At 70.1% G+C, this 17,312-nt stretch carries 19 protein-coding genes; 11 read left to right on the forward strand and 8 right to left on the reverse strand.

Going from position 1 to position 17,312, the window contains the following annotated elements; all coding sequences use genetic code 11:
- Positions 1 to 212, reverse strand: a 212-nt coding sequence (locus tag CA983_RS25685) for a helix-turn-helix domain-containing protein (RefSeq protein WP_341866691.1), incomplete at its 3' end; no start/stop codon positions are given.
- Between the two features lie 380 nt (positions 213 to 592).
- Between CA983_RS25685 and CA983_RS25690 the strand changes: the two genes are divergently transcribed.
- The gene (locus CA983_RS25690) at positions 593 to 1,411 is read left to right on the forward strand and encodes an alpha/beta fold hydrolase (RefSeq protein WP_086603249.1); all 819 of its coding nucleotides are present in this window, start codon (positions 593 to 595) and stop codon (positions 1,409 to 1,411) included.
- A 634-nt stretch (positions 1,412 to 2,045) separates the two neighbouring features.
- Here CA983_RS25690 and CA983_RS25700 read toward each other — a convergent pair.
- The 3 genes from CA983_RS25700 to CA983_RS25710 form a co-directional block, all read right to left on the reverse strand.
- Positions 2,046 to 3,095, reverse strand: a complete 1,050-nt coding sequence (locus CA983_RS25700; RefSeq protein WP_086603236.1) for a medium chain dehydrogenase/reductase family protein — start codon at positions 3,093 to 3,095, stop codon at positions 2,046 to 2,048.
- A 56-nt stretch (positions 3,096 to 3,151) separates the two neighbouring features.
- Positions 3,152 to 4,504 (reverse strand): carotenoid oxygenase family protein, encoded by a 1,353-nt coding sequence (locus CA983_RS25705; RefSeq protein ID WP_086603237.1) that lies wholly within the window; start codon positions 4,502 to 4,504, stop codon positions 3,152 to 3,154.
- A 145-nt stretch (positions 4,505 to 4,649) separates the two neighbouring features.
- Positions 4,650 to 5,213 (reverse strand): TetR/AcrR family transcriptional regulator, encoded by a 564-nt coding sequence (locus CA983_RS25710; RefSeq protein ID WP_086603238.1) that lies wholly within the window; start codon positions 5,211 to 5,213, stop codon positions 4,650 to 4,652.
- Between the two features lie 321 nt (positions 5,214 to 5,534).
- On the opposite strand from CA983_RS25710, the gene CA983_RS25715 reads away from it, so the two are divergent.
- From CA983_RS25715 to CA983_RS48950, 4 genes are all read left to right on the forward strand, one after another.
- Positions 5,535 to 6,074, forward strand: coding sequence for an SRPBCC family protein (locus CA983_RS25715; protein WP_086603239.1), 540 nt, complete (start codon positions 5,535 to 5,537; stop codon positions 6,072 to 6,074).
- Positions 6,075 to 6,134: 60 nt separating this feature from the next.
- Positions 6,135 to 7,076, forward strand: a complete 942-nt coding sequence (locus tag CA983_RS25720) for an MFS transporter (RefSeq protein ID WP_086603240.1) — start codon at positions 6,135 to 6,137, stop codon at positions 7,074 to 7,076.
- Entirely contained in the window at positions 7,055 to 7,561 is a 507-nt protein-coding gene (locus tag CA983_RS25725; protein ID WP_086603241.1) for a hypothetical protein, read from the forward strand. The genes CA983_RS25720 and CA983_RS25725 overlap by 22 nt, the downstream gene beginning before the upstream one ends.
- Positions 7,562 to 8,639: 1,078 nt before the next feature.
- Positions 8,640 to 8,774 (forward strand): hypothetical protein, encoded by a 135-nt coding sequence (locus CA983_RS48950; protein ID WP_279628466.1) that lies wholly within the window; start codon positions 8,640 to 8,642, stop codon positions 8,772 to 8,774.
- Positions 8,775 to 8,847: 73 nt separating this feature from the next.
- On the opposite strand, the gene CA983_RS46805 is transcribed toward CA983_RS48950, so the two are convergent.
- Entirely contained in the window at positions 8,848 to 9,237 is a 390-nt protein-coding gene (locus CA983_RS46805) for an ATP dependent DNA ligase (protein WP_167407459.1), read from the reverse strand.
- Between the two features lie 286 nt (positions 9,238 to 9,523).
- Positions 9,524 to 9,640, reverse strand: a complete 117-nt coding sequence (locus CA983_RS25750; protein ID WP_279628467.1) for a hypothetical protein — start codon at positions 9,638 to 9,640, stop codon at positions 9,524 to 9,526.
- A gap of 151 nt (positions 9,641 to 9,791) precedes the next feature.
- Between CA983_RS25750 and CA983_RS25755 the strand changes: the two genes are divergently transcribed.
- The 5 genes from CA983_RS25755 to CA983_RS25775 all read left to right on the forward strand — a co-directional run bounded on the left by CA983_RS25755 (position 9,792) and on the right by CA983_RS25775 (position 14,201).
- Positions 9,792 to 11,228: a carboxylesterase family protein gene (locus CA983_RS25755; protein ID WP_086603250.1), complete on the forward strand. Its 1,437-nt coding sequence runs from the start codon at positions 9,792 to 9,794 to the stop codon at positions 11,226 to 11,228.
- 129 nt (positions 11,229 to 11,357) lie between these two features.
- Complete coding sequence (locus CA983_RS25760) at positions 11,358 to 12,380, forward strand: alcohol dehydrogenase catalytic domain-containing protein (protein ID WP_086603244.1); 1,023 nt, start codon at positions 11,358 to 11,360, stop codon at positions 12,378 to 12,380.
- A 116-nt stretch (positions 12,381 to 12,496) separates the two neighbouring features.
- Positions 12,497 to 12,928, forward strand: coding sequence for a YybH family protein (locus CA983_RS25765; RefSeq protein ID WP_086603245.1), 432 nt, complete (start codon positions 12,497 to 12,499; stop codon positions 12,926 to 12,928).
- Positions 12,929 to 13,026: 98 nt separating this feature from the next.
- A complete protein-coding gene (locus tag CA983_RS49630; protein WP_425276472.1) occupies positions 13,027 to 13,521 on the forward strand; it encodes an MmcQ/YjbR family DNA-binding protein in 495 nt (164 codons plus the stop codon).
- Complete coding sequence (locus CA983_RS25775) at positions 13,518 to 14,201, forward strand: alpha/beta hydrolase fold domain-containing protein (protein ID WP_425276473.1); 684 nt, start codon at positions 13,518 to 13,520, stop codon at positions 14,199 to 14,201. Before CA983_RS49630 ends, CA983_RS25775 begins: the two co-directional genes overlap by 4 nt.
- A 132-nt stretch (positions 14,202 to 14,333) precedes the next feature.
- On the opposite strand, the gene CA983_RS25780 is transcribed toward CA983_RS25775, so the two are convergent.
- Positions 14,334 to 14,927: a TetR/AcrR family transcriptional regulator gene (locus CA983_RS25780; protein WP_086603246.1), complete on the reverse strand. Its 594-nt coding sequence runs from the start codon at positions 14,925 to 14,927 to the stop codon at positions 14,334 to 14,336.
- Positions 14,928 to 15,025: 98 nt separating this feature from the next.
- Between CA983_RS25780 and CA983_RS25785 the strand changes: the two genes are divergently transcribed.
- Positions 15,026 to 16,003, forward strand: a complete 978-nt coding sequence (locus tag CA983_RS25785) for an aldo/keto reductase (protein ID WP_086603247.1) — start codon at positions 15,026 to 15,028, stop codon at positions 16,001 to 16,003.
- Positions 16,004 to 16,100: 97 nt separating this feature from the next.
- Here CA983_RS25785 and CA983_RS25790 read toward each other — a convergent pair whose 3' ends face one another.
- Positions 16,101 to 17,033, reverse strand: coding sequence for a helix-turn-helix domain-containing protein (locus CA983_RS25790; protein WP_086603248.1), 933 nt, complete (start codon positions 17,031 to 17,033; stop codon positions 16,101 to 16,103).
- Between the last annotated feature and the right edge of the window lie 279 nt (positions 17,034 to 17,312).

The raw sequence follows: 17,312 nt of genomic DNA on the forward strand, positions 1-17,312 counted from the left end.
ATCTCGTTGAACCGGTGGATCACATCCCGGACCGTGTCCTCATCGGCCTGCACCAACTTCGAGATCACCGGCACCCGGTTCCCGCCGGCCGAGGCCAGTAGCATCATCGCGCGCCGGTACCGCACCGAACTGGTGCTGCCCCGGCGCACGATCTGCTGCAGCTTTTGCCCCTCCTGGTCGGTCAACCTACGCACACGGACAGGCTCAGCCACCACACCCCCAGCAGTCGGATCGGACGTCAACGCACATCCAACCGCCCGGACGACCGCCCCGGCGAACCTTCCCGGTCAGAGCACTAGAGGCGGGCCGCGATGGAATCAGTGTCGGTGGGTGAGGACAGCGCGGCACCGGATGAGCAGGCCATGCAGACCACGGTGGCGCTGGACTGCCCGAAACCGTCAACAAACGTTGCCTACTCTCGCTTACGAAACCAGCTGCCAGGCCCCCGCGTCGCGAGGAAGCCCCGGGCATCCCGCTCCAGTGCCTCCGCCCAGTGCGGTGATCGTCATGCCGCAGGTTCAGAGTGTGTGCGGCGCGGCGGTAGTCGATCAAGGGGCTGGCAGTGGAGATGATGGGGTGGGAGGTGTATTCCATGGGCGAGCACGTCGACGCCAACGGAACCACGATCTGGATCGAGAGCCGGGGCCAAGGGCCCGACGTCCTGCTGATCGCGGGGCTGAGCGACCCCGCCGAGGCGTGGCAGGCGCAGCTCGACGGGCTGTCGGACCGGTACCGGGTCATCACCTTCGACAACCGAGGGTCGGGGCGGACGCCGTTGCCCGACGGGCCCATGTCCGTGGCCATGATGGCCGACGACGCGGCAGAAGTGCTCCGCGTGCTCCGGGTCGACAGGGCGCATGTCGTCGGCTTCTCGGGTGGCAGTGCGATCGCTCAGGAGCTGGCGCTGCGTCACCCGGAGGCCGTCCGCAGTCTCGTCCTCATGAGTACCTGGGCCCGGGCGGACGCCTACTTCACCGCCATGACCCGCTTTTGGAACTGGCTGGTGACGGAGGCGCCCGACGAGCGCGCCATGCTGGAGGCGTTCTTCCTGTGGATCTACACGCCGCGCGCCCACGCTGACGGCACGGTGCAGCGGATCATCGACGAAACGCTCGCCTTCCCGTACCCGCAGTCCGCCGAGGCTTTCCAGCGTCAGCTGGAGCCGTTCATGCGGCACGACACGCTCGACCGGCTGTCCGCAATCACCGCACCGACCCTCGTCCTGGCCGGCGAACGGGACATCGCCACGCCGCCGCGGCTCGGGCGGGTCGTGGCCGACGCCATCCCGGGTGCCCGCTTCGAGGTCATGGCGGAGGAGGCCCACCAGCCGTTCCAGGAGTCTCCGGACGTGTTCAACGCACGGGTTGAGGACTTCTGGCGCGAGGTCGTTGGTGGGACCCTGCCGTCCTGATCATCAAGGGGCTTCCAACAGCAGCCGTTGCCGCCATCCCACTCCTGGCGTCGATGGCCGGCACCGGCGGCCGCGCGCCCCGGACCAGCCGACCGCCGCCAGTGTCTACACCATGAGCGCCGGGCGACTTGGTCATCATGGCCACGCTGCTGGCGCTGACCGGCGTGAGCAGCAGCTGTCGCTGCGGCGGGGGGAGTTGGTGTGTGGGTGGTGTGTGAGCTGGGGTGGTGGTTGGTTGATAACTCGGCTTGGTCGTGTGGCTGCTGTGACGTGGGTTGTGTGGGTTGCAGTGGGAATGGCTGTGGTGTTGTGGGTAGCTTCTGCGTCTAAGGGCTCCGGTGTTGTTTTGCCTGGTCATGGGTGTTTGCCTGGTCAGTGGGGGTGTTGTGCTGTAGCGGTTTTCTTGATCGGTTGTGCGTTTCGGTTAGAGGTGCGGGTCGGGTCGGCTGCGGGGGAGTTGCGGTCGTTGCAGGGCTGGTCGCGTGCGGATCCTGAGGTGCGCCGGTGCGCCGGTGCGCCGTGGTCGGGGTACGGGGTGGTGTGCCTGGGCCGGGGGAGATGGGCACGGGACTTGATGTGCTGCAGCTGGTGACGGGGAATGGGTGGAGTGCGGCGTCGCCGGGGTGCCGTGTGTCTACGGCACCAGGACGACCTTGCCGACCACGGTGCCGGACTCCGCGAGGCGTACCGCTTCGCCGACCTCGGTGAGCGGGACGCGTGCGGCGACCTGGGGGACGAGCCGGCCGTCGGCGAGCAGGGCGAAGACCTCAGCCAGGTCGGCGTGCAGCTTGGCGCGGAAGGTGCCGAGCCTGCGCCGGCCGGCCCAGATGTTGTAGAAGTACGCCCCCTTGCCGCCCGGCAGTGCGTTCCAGAACATCAGGCGGGCGAACAGCTTGAGGACCGGCGCCTTCGACGAGCCCTGCACGTCGCGGGTCGAGGCGGTGCCGTAGGAGACGAGGGTGCCCTTGGCGGCGAGCAGGCGGTAGGAGGTGACGATGCCCTCGCCGCCGACGTGGTCGAACACCGCGTCATAGCCCTGCGGGGCGTGTCCGCGCAGCCGGCCCTCCAGGTCGGGGGAGCGGTAGTCGACGGGCACGGCGCCCAGCGCCCGGACTGCGCCGTGGTGCTTGGCCGAGGCGGTGCCGACGACCCGGGCGCCGGCGATGCGGGCGAGCTGGACGAGGGTGGAGCCGACGCCGCCGTTCGCGCCGTGCACCAGGACGCTCTGGCCGGGACGGACTTTCGCGAGGCGGTGGAGCATCTGCCAGGCGGTGATGCCGTTGACCACGAAGGTTTCCGCCTCGGCGGAGTCGACGGACTCCGGTACGGCGCTGAGGTCGCCGGCGTCGACGGTGACGTGGCTGGCCCAGGCCCCGGTCTTGGTCAGGACGGCGAAGCGCCTCCCCAGCAGGTCGCCGGGGACGCCCTCGCCCACGTCGAGGGCCCGTCCGACGAGGTCGTAGCCGGGGACGAAGGGGAAGGGCGGCTGGTCGTAGTACTTGCCGCGGCGCATCTGCTGCTCGGCGAAGGAGATCCCGGCGGCCTCCATCTCCAGCACGACCTGGCCGGGGCCGGCCGGGCGGGCTGGCCGGGTGCGCACTTGGATGCCGTCGGGGTCCACGATGCCGGGCAGCACCGCTTCGGTGACGGTGGTGGTGTCGGCGGGGGCGTGGGTGTCGTCCATGAAACGCTCCTTGTCACGGGCGGGTCGGTGAGTGCTTGGTGAGCCGGGGCCGCCTGTCAGGGGGCCGAGTCGGGGATCCACGAGCCGTGGATCATCGCGGGCACCCGCCGGGGAAGGTGGATCGTGGCGAGCGGGGGCACGGTGAGGTCGGAGGCGTCGAGGACGAGCATCCTGGAGGCGTCGGCGTTGAGGTCGCTCACCACGCTCAGCAGGTATCCCTCGTCCTCACCGGTGGTGCCCGCCGCCTGGACGAAGACCGCCTCGCTGGGCAGTTGACCGGTGCCGAAGGGCAGCAACTGGCGGGTGCCGGTGGTGCGGTCGTACTTCACCAGGGTGTGGTTGCCGATCCCGAGGTCGTCGGGGAACGACAGCGCGTACTGGAAGCGGTGCTCGCTGCCGGTGAGGAGGTCGTTGATCGTGGGGAACTCCACCGTCAGGTCGTCGGTCTGCTGCTCCCTGACGGTCCCGGCGGCCAGGTCGATGGTCCAGCGGCGGCTGCGGGAGCCGGAGTTCGGCTCGGCGCCCCGGTCCGCGGCGCCGACCCACCAGTTCCAGGAGCGCTGCCAGCCCTCGCGGCCCACCGTGGGGCCCTCGACGACGATGTGCCCGCGGGCGTCCTCGTAGGCGTTGGCGAAGTGCATGCCGTATCCCTGGCCGATCTCGAACCAGCGGATCCGCCGGGCTCCGCCCGCTTCGCGCGGCATGATGCCGATCCGTGAGGCCTGCGCGTCGCTCCAGCCGTAGGGGATTCCGGAGTGTTCGGCGGGGTCGAAGGTGACCGAGCCCTCCAGGAAGACCACATAGTGCTCGGTAATCGCGAAGTCGTGCTTCAGCGCGGCGCTCGCTCCGGGCACTTCCTGGCTGTCCAACACCTGGCCGTCGGCGGAGGCGACGTGGTGGATCAGGTACGGGGGGAACGGGGAGGAGGCGAAGAAGTGCAGCTCACCACTGGCCGGATCCTCCTTGGGGTGGGCGGTCATCGCGGAGGTGAGCTTGCCGCCGAAGTCGTAGGCGCCCACCGTCTCCAGCTCGGCCGTCAGCTCGAACGGCAGGGCTGCCTCCGACAGGGCCAGCAGCCGTCCGCCGTGCTCGATGACGTGCGTGCCGGCCGTGCTGGCCGTCAGGTCGGGCCCTCGGTCGGTCATGTAGGGGGCGCCGTCCAGCGCGGGCGTGTGGACCCACCGGTTGCGGTACCACTCGGCGCGGCCCTCCCGCAGCCGGATGCCGTGCACCATGCCGCTGCCCTTGAACCAGTGGGTGGGGGTGATGCCGGGCTTGGGGTTGTGGCTGTTGCGGATCAGACGACCGGTCAGTTCGGGCGGCAGGGTGCCTTCCACGGTCAGTCCGGTCGCGGTGATCTCGTCGGGGACGGGGGCGTAGTGACCGGTCAGGTAGGGCTTGCTGACCATGATGAACCTCGTTCCGTTTCGTTTTTGGGAGGAAACATGCTGGGGAACTGCATTGTGTGTGGTTGAACACTCACTGTCCGGGCCGAAAAAGGGGCGGCCGCCGGGTAGTGCTGATGCGGAGGCCGCCTGCCGGGATGGGGGCGTGTCAGTAATGCGTGATACCGGCGGTCAGGGTGCGGGTCCAGGGCGCCGAGACCGCCTCGGCGTCTATGGAGACCAGCAGGTGGCAGAGCATGCCGGTGGCGAAGAACTGCTGGACCTGCCCCTCGTCGCCCCCCGAGGCACTGCGGACGTACTCGACGGTCCGGGCGTATCCCGCCCGTACCGCCTCCCTGATCGCCGGCTCGGAGACGGCGGCCGCCTGAGCGTGGAGCTGGACCAGCATGAGGTCGTTGTCACTGATCAGCCGGGCGTAGGCGTCACCCATCGAAGCGAGGACCGCTTCCGGGCTGCTGCTCTCGGCGTTAGCCGCGCCGCCTTCGAGGGCGGCGCGGACCCGGACGAAGCAGTGCTCGACGACCGCGGTGAACAGCGCCTCCTTGTTCGGGAAGAGCCGGTAGACGTAGGCCTGCGAGATCCCGGCGGCCTTCGCCACCTCCGTGGTGGTGGTCCCGAAGTACCCGCGGGCCGCGAACGCCCCGATGGCCGTGCGCAGCACCGTCACACGACGTTCTTCGGCTGTGGACAGTTGGCGGCTTTCCGTCTTCATGTGAGTACTCAACCACTCACTCTTGTGTGGCGTCAACCCCGAGGGTGCCGTCCCTTGGGGGCGTGGAGCGGGCGCTTGAGGTCTGAACAGGCTTGAGGTCGTTGAACAGGCTTGAGGTCGGGGTGTGGCAGAAGGCGGTTGAAGGCAGTTGACCTTTGACTGGTGAGAGTGGTTGACTACTCACACCTTGGCGAGCGGGCAGCCGGTCATGCCGGTCGCTGCTCTTTCCATCTGACGCCTCACCTCGCTGCGTGTGGCACAGCCACCTGTAGATGCGCCGACCGTCGAGTGAGTGAGTAATCACATACTGAAAGGGCCATCATGTACACCTTCGCCACCGCACTCCTCACCGCACTGCCCCTCGCCTTCGGGAGCGCAGGCCCCTCGCCGGTCGGGATCGACGAGAAGGCCCCAGTCATCACTCGGGACGACATCGTCATCGACGCGCCTCTGGACCGTGTCTGGCGCATCCAGACGGACGTCGATGACTGGCCCGCCTGGCAGCCGGCGGTCAGCGCCTCGGTCAAACAGACCCCCGGGCCGCTGCGCCCGGGTTCCTCGTGGGTCTGGTCCACCGAGGGCCTGGAGAACATCACGTCGACGGTCAAGCAGGTGCGGCCCAAGCACCGCATCGTCTGGGGCGGGCCGGCCCAGGGCATCACCGCCGTCCACGTGTGGACCTTCACGCAGGCCGAGGACGGTGTGCACGTCCACACCGAGGAGTCCTGGACCGGCGAACCCGTCACCGCCAACACCGCCCACCTCCAGCAGGCGCTGGACGCCTCACTGGACCACTGGCTGCACAACCTCAAGCAGCGGGCCGAGCAGCGTCCCGGGCCCGAGAGCGACACCTGCCCCTGATCGGCGGGCACGACCGGCCGTCTTCCCTCCCTTCCCGGCTGCCTCACCCCGAAAGGCGTCATGTCCCTCTCGCCGCCCGCCCCGCCCGTGCACCGGCCGGGCCCCGCCCTCTCCCTGCTGGCCGGTGCGCAGTTCCTCGTCGTGCTCAACACATCCATCGTGAACGTCGCCCTGCCGGCCATCGGCCAGGACCTCCAGCTGACGCCGACGGGCCTGGCCTGGGTCGTCAACGCCTACCTCATCGCCTTCGGGGCCCTACTGCCCGTCGGCGGCCGCCTCACCGACCTGCTCGGGCACCGCACCGCCTTCCTGGCGGGGCTCTTCGTCTTCGCCGCCGGCTCCCTCGCCGCCAGCATCCCCTCCGACGCCGGTCCGCTCATCGCGGCCCGGGCGGTCCAGGGAGCCGGCGCGGCCCTGCTGTCACCGGCCAGCCTGGCCATCCTGCTGGCCCACTGGCCCCCGGGGCCCGATCGCGGAAGGGCCCTGGGCATCTGGGGAGCGGCCTCCGCGGCCGGTGGAGCCGCTGGAGTCCTGCTCGCTGGCGTGCTCACCAGCACCCTGGGCTGGTGGGCCGTCTTCGGCCTCAGCGTCCTCCTCGTCCTGCCCGGGATCGCGGCCACACCTCTGCTCCTGGGCCGGAGCGAACGGGGGCGCACAGCACGCCCCGACGTGCCCGGCGCGCTCGTCATGACGGCCGGCCTCACCCTCCTCATCCTCGGCCTGGGTGCCAGAGGCCAGACGCCGTTGCCGGACTTCGTCGCTCCCGCAGCCGGGGTGTTCCTGCTGCTGACGCTCATCCCGATCGAGCGGCGCGCCCGGGACCCGCTCCTGCCCCCGCTGCTGCTGCGCAACGCTACGGCCGTGGCGAGCAACCTCCTGATGCTGCTGCTCGGAGCGGTGTGGGTCGCCACATTCTTCTTCCTCCCGCTGTACCAGCAAAAGGTCCTCGGCTACTCCCCCTCGAAGCGGGCCTCACGCAGGTGCCGCTCGCCGCGGCCCTGATGGCGGCGTCCTGGGGCGCGGGGCGGCTACGAGGCACGCTCCTGCCCGGTCTACTCGTGCTCGCGGCCGGTCTGCTGTGGCTGGCCCGGCTGCCGATCGAGGGAGCGTTCCTCACCGACCTGCTCGGCCCGTCTGTCCTCATCGGCGCCGGCCTGGGCCTGGCCTTCGTTCCCCTGACCGCACTGGGTGTCGCGGGGGTGGAGCCCCGGCACGCCGGCATCGCGGGCGGGCTGATCAACACCTCCCGGCAGCTCGGCGGTGCCCTCGGGCTCGCGATTCTCACCGCCCTCGCGCACCCCGCCGCGGGCCCGGCCGCGCCCGGACCCGCGGCCCTGGCGCACGGTTACCGCCGCGCTCTCGTCGCGGCGGCCCTCACCGCGCTGCTCGCCGCCGCCGGAGCCGGCGTCCTCCTGCTGCGCGGCCACCGCCGTGGCGCGGCGACGCCACCGGCACCCACCGGCAGCTCACCTGCCCGCAGGGGCTGACGCCCGGCGAGCACGGCGACCCGGCGAGGCGTCAGGTTCATCCTTCCCACCTGAAATGCCAGGTTCGGCCCTGTGAAGTCCTTGCTGGTCAGCAAGGGTGGGGTCCCTGGTCGGTGCTGTGGTCGGTTATTCGGCATGTGCGAACTTCCGTTCCCGGCGGTCGGGTTCCAGCCTGGGGGGCGGCACGGCTGTCGATCGCGGACCCGAACGACATCCTCCTCTCGGCGCGAGTGGAACTGTTCGAGGATGAGCCGGTGCGCCGCCTTCACGTGCTCGAAACAGTGCCGCGCCGCCTCGCCGGGAGTCAGGCGGCCGAMGCYGTCGCTCACCCTCCCTGACCGCCGCCMRGTTGCGGGAGATCACTGGTGTACTYRCCTCCYCCTGACCCGGACACCGAACAGCGYATGCGCGCMCASCACGCCCGMGCCGCSMAGGCCCTSGACGTGCRRRYCGAGCCGGGCGGGGAGTTCTGGGGWTGGGCSGGGCGCACCCTGGGTGCCCCGGYMCGCACCGGTACGGGCGCACCCGTGTGGCTGCGGCYGGTRTCCGCGCCGSMGGACAAGGCGTCGGGGAAGCTGTGGGACGGCGCCYTGGACGCACAGCACGCCTTCGGCGACMTCGACGGGCACCGGCCCGCCCTCCTGGACGTCCACGATGCCATCGACGACGGCACCGCCTACCGGGCGGAGCTGTCGGTSCGCGTCGACCAGCGGGTGCTATCCGACGACCCGATCCTCAAGCATGACCTCCAGATGCCGGATGCCTGGTGGAACGACCTGGCCGGGACGCTGGAGAAGGTGGCGGCCGTCAGCACCGACCGTGTCGCCGCACGGCAGCAGTACATGGAGCGGGCCATCCCCGAGTTCGTGGGCACGCCTGCCCCATCCGTCTCCTGCCCATCCGTCTCCTGCTGGACCACAGCCCATGCGGATGTGCATGGGGAGACCTCACATCGCCGCTGCGGCTGCTGGACTGGGAGAGCTGGGGCCGCGCTCCGGAGGGGTTCGACGCCGCCACTCTCTACGCCTACACCCTGCTTCAGCCGGACACCGCCGCCCGCGTCCGCGCCGTCTTCCCCGTGCTGGGCAGCCCGGCCGGCCTTGCCGCCGAAGCGACCGTGTGCGCCCAACTGCTCCAGACCATCAGCCGCGGGAACAACCTCGCTCTCGCCGCCCCGCTCCGGGATTGGTCCGAGGAACTGCGGCGTCGCTGACCGGCTGCACGGACAGCCGGGGAACGGGGCGCTCTGTTGCGCGTCGGGCCGGGGCCGCCGCCCTGCGCCGCCGTCACGGCGACGGCGATGTCAGGAGGGGGACGTCCGTGGGGGAGAGGTCGGTGCGGGCGCGATGCAGGCGTGCGGGGTGGCGCCACCGGCCGGCGGCGTCGCGGGCGACATCGACACCGACCTCGATCACGAGCTCGGGACGCACGAGCGTGACGTCCAGCGTCTCCCTGGTGCCCCACCCGGCGGAGAACGACCAGCCCGTCCACGGGTGTCCGGGCCCGGCCGGAGCGAGAAGGCCGGCGAGCGTGCTGCTGGCCTCCTGGGCGAGGGTGGTGGTCCGGCCGGTGTAGTGAAGGCGCCCACGGTCGTCGTACCTGCCGAGCAGCAGACTGCGCGGAGAGGCCGGGGCGCCGGTGACCGCGCCGACGATCGCCTCGGTCGTCTCACGCACCCACTGGTGGAGTGTCGGTATTCGAGGGTTGCAGTATTCGCCCACAGGGCGAGCACTCCCACACCCGGCCGGGTCGCGGTGACAATTGCGTACAGCTCTCACCGCAGCGGGCGCTGTCTGCGCGAAGGCACCGGATCAAGAAGAGATCGACCTCTTGCGGTGAACCCGCGCCGGCGCCGGCGCCCGCGCTCCGGTGCTGGCCTTCATCCTCTGCCACCGCGTCGTACGGGCCCCTCACGGCAGCGGCAATCCCGCACGACAGAAGGCTCACCCGGCGCTACGAGGTTCACGACGCCGGTACGGCACCGATCTGCTGCATCACCCCGAGGAGGTCGGGCTGGCCCCGTTCGCCGACGATCCGGCCGTCGGCCACGTAGTAGAAGCTCATGGCCTGCACCGAGATCTTGTTGCCGAAGTGTCACCTGGTGACCACCGGGTGACCGCCACCGGCCGGGCGCTTTGTCGGATCCCAGGAAACGATGGGAGACGTCACCGCGAGCAGCCAGCCGCCGAAGCATGCCGCGAACACCCGAACCGCGCTGGAAGGACATGTCATGACCGCCACCGCTCCCCAGGCTCCGACCGCACCAGGGGTGCGGTCCTGGTGGGGAATCCCGTACGCCACCGCCGAGCGGTACCGCCGTCCCGTGGTCGCGGACTTCGACCCGGACCGCCCCTATGACCGCAAGGGCGTCGTCTGCGTCCAGCCCGACAGCGGCGACTGGCTCGAGGCGGACACCGGGATGGGCGAGGACTGCCTGAACCTGAACGTGTGGGCACCTGAACAGCCGGCCTCGAAGGCGCTCCCGGTGGCCGTGTACATCCACGGCGGCGGATTCGAGTACGGCGCGAACACACAGATCACCTCGAACGCCGCCGGCCTCGCCGCGACGGGACGGGTCGTGGGAGTGTCGGTCAACTACCGGCTGGGCGCACTGGGCGCGCTCTCGCTCTCGCAGTACGGCGGGCGCCTCGCCGAGGCCAGCAACCTCTTCCTGCAGGACATCATCGCCGCACTCACCTGGGTCAAGCAGAACATCGCCCACTTCGGCGGCGACCCCGACAACGTCACCGTCTACGGCCACAGCGGCGGCGCCTATGCCACCTTCGGGCTGCTCGGCGCCTCCTCCGCCAACGGCCTGTACCGGCGACTGGCCGGGTTCTCCGGCGGGCCCGCTCGTATTGTCCCGGCCTGGTGGGCCGAGGAGCTCGTGCACCGGTTCGTCACTGAACTCGGCGTCGCGGACAACCCGGAGAAGCTGATCGACCTCGACGCGACCTCCCTGGTGGCCGCCCTGCGCAAGGTCTGTCCGACGGATCTCGGAGTACGTGGCGGGGTGGACAACCAGGCCACCGGCGTCGTCCTGGACATCGGACAGCCCGGCGCGGTGGTGCACGCCCACCCCATGGACGTCCTCGCCTCGGGCTCCCACCGTGACGTCGACGTGCTGCTGAGCATGGCGAGTGACGACATGGGCTGGTGGGTGGCGAACGACCTCGACCGGTTCGATCCCCACACGCTCGACCGTGTCACCGACGAGGTCGCCCGGTGGCGCATTCCCCGCTCCCGCGCGAAGAAGATCGTCGATGCCTACGAGCAGGGCGGCCGTACCCCGGCCGAGGTCCGCGCCGCGGTCATGGCGGACTACCTCTTCGCGCTCCCCGCAGGCCGCGGCGCCCTGGCGCACGCCGCCGCGGGCGGCAACGCCCATCTCCTGATGATCGGGCCCGCCGAGGGCGCGCCCGCCGTACACGGCACCGAGATGTACGCCCTGGTCGGCCAGGACAAGCCGGGCCGCAGCGCGGATCAGGCCGAGCGTGACACGCGGATCCGCGACATCGTGCTCGACTTCGCCACCGGCGAKCAGACCCGCCTGTGGCCCGCCGTCACGGACCGGCCCACTTCGGGAAGCGTCGGCAACCCTCCCTTCGAGGCCGACGGCCACTACCATGCGGCCCTGGACCTGTGGGAGAGCATCGACCGCCCCTGACGGTCACCGGGCGATACCGAGATGCAGAACGGCGCAGGGTCACCACTGACTGATCACCCTGGTACCTGCGCCTGGAGCCCCGGCTCCGCCTTCACCTCCCCGGGGGACGAACAGAGCAAGGAGCTCGGCATGAGCCAATCGACAGCAGCCGACGGCGCCGCACCGGCGACGATGCGGGCCGTCGTCGTCACCCGGCCCGGCGGCCTCGACGCACTGGAGATCAAGGACGTGCCGGTGCCCGTACGCAAGCCCGGCTGGGTGCGGATCAAGGTGAAGGCGTTCGGCGTCAACGAGTCCGAGGTCACCACCCGCAAGGGCGAGTCGGACGCGGTGGTCACCTACCCGCGTGTTCCCGGCATCGAGGGCGTCGGCGTGGTCGATGAGGCCGACGAGGACAGCGGGCTGCGCCCGGGGCAGCAGGTGGCCACGATGATGGGCGGCATGGGCCGCTCGTACGACGGCGCGTACGCCCAGTACGTGACCGTCCCCGCGGCGCAGGTCATCCCGTTCGAGACCGGCCTGCCGTGGGAGGTGGTCGGTGCGCTGCCGGAGATGTTCCAGACCGCCTACGGATCACTGACCACCGGCCTCGGCCTGCGGGCGGGGCAGACGCTGCTGATCCGCGGCGGCACCTCTACGGTCGGGCTGAGCGCGGCCACCATCGCGAAGGACCTCGGAGCCACCGTGCTGTCCACCACCCGCAGCCCGGAGAGGGCCGGGGAACTGCGGGCCGCGGGCGTCGACCATCCCCTCGTCGACCACGGCACCCTCGCCGACCAGGTGCGCGAGCTGGCGCCGGACGGCGTCGACGCCGCACTGGAACTGGTGGGCTGCTCGGTCCTCGCCGACACCCTCCGCACCGTCCGCCGGCACGGCACGGTCTGCTTCACCGGAGCTCTGGCGGGCCAGTGGACGATCCCCGACTTCACCCCTTTCATGATCCCCAACGGGGTGCGGCTGACCTCCTACGGCGGTCAGGCCGCCGACCTCCCGGCCGACGTCTTCGCCCACCAGCTCCAGGCCATCGCCGAAGGACGCCTCAAAGTCCCGGTCGCGAAGGTCTACCACGGCCTGGAACAGGTCCGTGACGCCCAGGCCGACGTCGAGTCCGGCACCACGCCGGGCAAGCACGTCCTCGTCCTGGACGACTGAGACCTGGGCGACTGAGACCCGGGCGACTGAGAAACGACGACAACCACCCCCCGATGCGCGACGGTCGACAACGGCCGGCCACAGCATCCGTAAGAGAAACCGGCACAGGAACTGATATGGGCGTCGACAAGGCGGAGATCAGCACGACCATCCTCGAGTTGGAGAAGTCCTTCAACGAACGGTGGAGCGTCGGCGACAACCGCGGCTACCTCGACAACTACGCCGAGGAAGTCAGCTACTTCGACCCGATCCTCAAGGAACTGGTCGTGGGACGCGACAAGGTCATCGCACACATCGAGTCGATCTACTCGAACCCGCACATCGTGCGCAGTGAGTACCTCAACCCGGCGGTGAACGTCGCCGACAGCGGTGACTTCGCGGTCCTGGCCTACAACCTGAACACCTACGTCCTCGACGAGGACGGCAACGAACGGCAACTGCGCGCCTGGAACGCCACCGAGGCGTACCGGCTGATCGACGGCGAGTGGCACATCGTGCACTCCCACTGGGCGTTCACCCGGACCGCGAAGACAGCCGTCGCCTCCTGACGGTCAAAGGAGCCTCCGCGCGTTTCCGTCCCGCCCGCCAGGAGGCCCTCGCCCTCCCCGACGTCAGGCACGGATGCCCCTTCACTCTCGGACTCGACGTGTACAAGGTCGCGGGCAAGGTGTTGCTGATCGTCACCGACGACTCGGACGAGCAGATCATCACGGTCAAGTGCGAACCCGAACACGCCCCCGCGCCAGTACGGGGCTACGCCTCGATCACACCGGGCCGCTACCTCGACCAACCCCGTCGTTTCCGAAGGAGAGAACAGATGACAGACCAGACAGCAGCAGACTTTCTCGGTGCCTTGACCACCCGGCCCCCGTTGGACCCGGAGCTCGCGCCCGTCGAGGAGGCGCTGGGCGCTGCTTTTCCACCCGTGTCGGACGAGACCCTCCCAGAGATCCGACGGCAGGTGACCGAGGGGCTCCCCGGGATGGAACCGGAGGATCTGACGGCGGGCGGCAGGGTGCGGGTGGAGGAGCGCCAGGTACCCGGGCCGGAAGGCGCGCCGGACATCACTCTGCTGATTCTCAGCCCCTTCGAGGACCGAGGCCCCAAGGGGGCATCTTCCACATCCACGGTGGCGGGATGATCATGGGGGACCGCCGGGCGCACTTGAGTAATCTCCTCACCCATGTGATCGATGGGAGTGCGGTCGTCGTGTCGGCCGAGTACCGACTGGCGCCGGAGCACCCCGACCCCGCGCCGGTCGAGGACTGCTACGCGGGGCTGGTGTGGACGGCGAAGAACGCGGGCGAGCTCGGTATCGACCCCGAGCGGCTCCTGATCACCGGAATCAGCGCCGGCGGCGGCCTCGCGGCGGGGACCGCGCTGCTCGCCCGCGACCGCGCCTTTCCCGGGCTCAGCCACCAGGTTCTGATCTGCCCCATGCTCGACGACCGCTTCGAGACGCACAGCAGTCGCATGGTGGACCGCGGAGGTGTGTGGGGCCGCCACAGCAACCTGTACGGGTGGACCTCACTGCTGGGCGAGCGGCGCGGCGGTCCGGAGGTGTCGCAGTACGCCGCGCCGGCCCGCGCCGAGGACCTCAGCAGGCTGCCGCGCACTTACATCGACACCGGCTCGGCCGAGGGGTTCCGCGACGAGATCCTGATCTACGCCGGCCGTCTGTCCGAGGCGGGCGTGAGCGTCGATTTCCACATGTGGGGCGGAGTCTTCCACGGGTTCGACATGATGGCGGGTCATGCGGCTGTGTCGCGCGCTTCCAACGCGACCCGCGAGGAGTTCATCCGGCGGGCTCTTGATGCTTGATCGCCTGGCTTCGAGGAGGCGGCACCGTCACCCGCTGTTCGACATTCGCGAGATGCGACAGTGCTCGGTCACTCGCCCGAGCCTCCCGGGCGCCGATGAAGCGAGGCGCCGCTTCGAGGGCTCGGGGCGCGCTCAGTTCTTCGTAGTCGCGGGAAACAGGCGCTCGACGGCCGCAGCGATGGCAGCTCGGCGCGCCGCCAGGAACGTGGCGCGATCCTCGTCGTGCGGGGGCAGCAGGTCAGGCTGTGCAGCCCAGGCGGTGGCGATCTGGTGGACGAAGACCAGGATGTCGACCGGGTCCCAGCCGGCGTCCAGCTGGCCGGCTTCCTGGGCGTCGCGAAGTTGCTCGATCTTGCCGGTGACCGATTCCCGGAAGGTGTCGTGGGGGAGGGAGTCGCCGGCGTCGAGCTCCAGCTGCCCCCAGCTCATGAGCCGGAAGCGGTCGGGGTGTTCAGTGAAGTAGTCATGGAGGCGGCCGGCGTAACCGGGCAGATCGGTGGGGTCCATGCGGGTCGCTTCGGCCACGGCCGCCAGCTCCTGCGCGGAGACGAACCGGTAGAGGGCCACCTTGCTGGAGAAGTAGGCGTAGACGCGTTCCTTGCTGGTCCTGGCGGCCTTGGCGATCCGGTCGATCCGCGCCCCGGCGATCCCGTGCTGGGAAAACTCGGCCTTGGCGGCACTGACGATGCGGTCGCGGACCGAGTCTGCGCGGGGTGAGGCACTCATGCTGCCACGCTACCCGACCAAACCGTTTGGTTTGCCACGGGGCGGTGGCCGGAGTAGGTTTAAAACCGAACTGTTTGGTTTGATATGAGGAGCTCCACGTGCAACACAGGACACTCGGCACCCAGGGCCTGGCCGTCTCGGCGATCGGCTACGGCTCGATGGGCCTGACCATGGGCTACGGCCCCGGTGACGAGGAGGCGGGCATCGCCGCCATCCGCCGCGCCCACGACCTGGGGGTCACCTTCTTCGACACCGCGGAGCTCTACGGCTGGGGCGCGGGCAACAACGAGGTTCTGCTCGGCAAGGTGGTGAGCGACTTCCGCGACGAGGTCGTGCTGGCCACCAAGTTCGGCTTTGCGCAGACCGAGCGGGGCCTGGGCCTCAACAGCCGCCCGGACAACATCCGCACGGTCACCGACAACAGCCTGCGCTACCTGGGCGTCGACCAGATCGACGTCCTCTATCAGCACCGCGTCGACCCGGACGTGCCGATCGAGGACGTCGCGGGCACCGTCAAGGAACTGATCGACGCGGGCAAGGTCAAGTACTTCGGTCTCAGCGAGGCCGGCCCGCAGACCATCCGCAAGGCGCACGCCGTCCAGCCGGTCTCGGTCCTGCAGACCGAGTACTCGCTCTTCGAGCGCGACGTCGAGCAGCTCTTCCCGGTCCTCCAGGAGCTCGGCATCGGCTTCGTCGCCTATTCGCCCCTCGGCCGCGGCTTCATCACCGGTACCGCGAAGCCTGCGGGGCAGTACGACGCCACTGATATGCGCAACACCGACCCGCGCTGGCAGCCCGGCAACTTCGAGAAGAACGTCGAAGCAGTGAACCGACTTGGCCGGCTGGCCACCGCCAAGGGCATCACCGTCTCCCAGCTGGCCCTGGCCTGGCTGCTCGCCCAGGGCGAGCACATCGTCCCGATCCCGGGCACCCGGAGCGCCGCCCGCGTGGAGGAAAACGCCCACGCGGCCGACATCGCCCTCACCGAGGCCGATCTCGCCGCGATCCGCGAGATCCTCCCGACCGGCGGATTCGGCGCCCGCTACACCGAAGAGCATGCCCCCAACTGGGTCTGACCCCAGCCCGAGCGGACCCCCCAATCGATCGGGAGTCCCGCACATGAGCCCCCGTTGCCGGACGGTGAGGGGTCCGCGTGCCGCCGCCGCGCTCCGCTCACGGGTGGGTCGTGGTGTCGCGGGCCGCGTAAGCGGCCGGGGTGAGACCGGTGCGGTCGCGGAAGAAGCGGCCGAAGTTCGCGGGATCGGTGAACCCGAGGTGGACGGCCACGGCCCGGGCGTCCCACCGGGCACCTCCCAGCAGACGCCGGGCTTCGAGGAGGCGCCGCTCGTCGATGAGCTCGCGTACTCCCTTGCCGGTGGCGTCCCGGGCGGCGCGACTGAGGGTGCGGACCGAACAGCCGAGCAACTCGGCGTAGTCCGCGGCTTGATGCAGTTCGCGAAAGTGCAGCTCCAAGGCGTCCAGGAAGCGTCCGTACCTGTCGGCACGGCCCGTGCCGGCCGTGGCCGTTCCGACGGGGACGATGCCCGGGGAGTTGGCCAGGCGCAGCAGCAGCGATTCGAGCAGGCTGCGGCGCAGGGCGTGGTGGATGTCGAGGGGGCGGCGCCCGAGTGCGCGGTGTTCGTCCAGGAGCTGGAGTGCCGTCTGCTGGAGCCAGGCGGCGTCGTCGGGGGGCGGGCTCAGCACGGCAGGGGCCTCGTGCGCGGTGAGCGGGGCCAGGAGACGGGCGATGTCGGGCCGCAGCACGTCGGGTTCGAACAGGATGAACGGGCCGCGGGCCGCGCCGGGCGGATGCCAGCACTGCGCGTGCCCGGGACGCACCCACAGCCACTGGCCGGGGGCGACGGTTCGCGTGACGTAGTCGACGTCGTGCCGCAACTCACCTTCGGTGACCGCGATGAGGTAGTGGAAGGTGGCACGGCCCGGACGGGGCGGGTTCCACGGCCAGTCGTCGTGCTGGGCGAAGAAATCCTCGACGGTACTGACCTCAAGGCCGTAGGGAGTACCGACCGGGGGCTGGAAGCCATACAGCGGAACCGCAGCTGGCTCGGCCCGCCTCGGCCCGGAGTGTCGCTCATCGACCATCACATGTCCGCAGCCTACCGCCTTTCCCGTCTGCTTCGACGGAAGGATGGGACGTGCCACCGCGCCCGCGCGGCGCGCCCTCCGCCTCCTTCGATGCCACAGTCCGTCACCACCTGAGAAGGCTCACCACCCATGAACGGATCGGCCTTGCACAAGACCACCGCCGACTGCGCGGAGGAACTCCCCGGTGTCGATCCGGGGGTGGGTAGTTGGTGTGTTGGGTGTGGTTTGAGCTGCGGAGTTGGGTGTTGGTTGAGAATGGGGTTTGGCGGGGGTGGGGTG

It is taken from the genome of Streptomyces swartbergensis (genome assembly GCF_002148965.1).
GTDB classification, from domain to species: domain Bacteria; phylum Actinomycetota; class Actinomycetes; order Streptomycetales; family Streptomycetaceae; genus Streptomyces; species Streptomyces swartbergensis.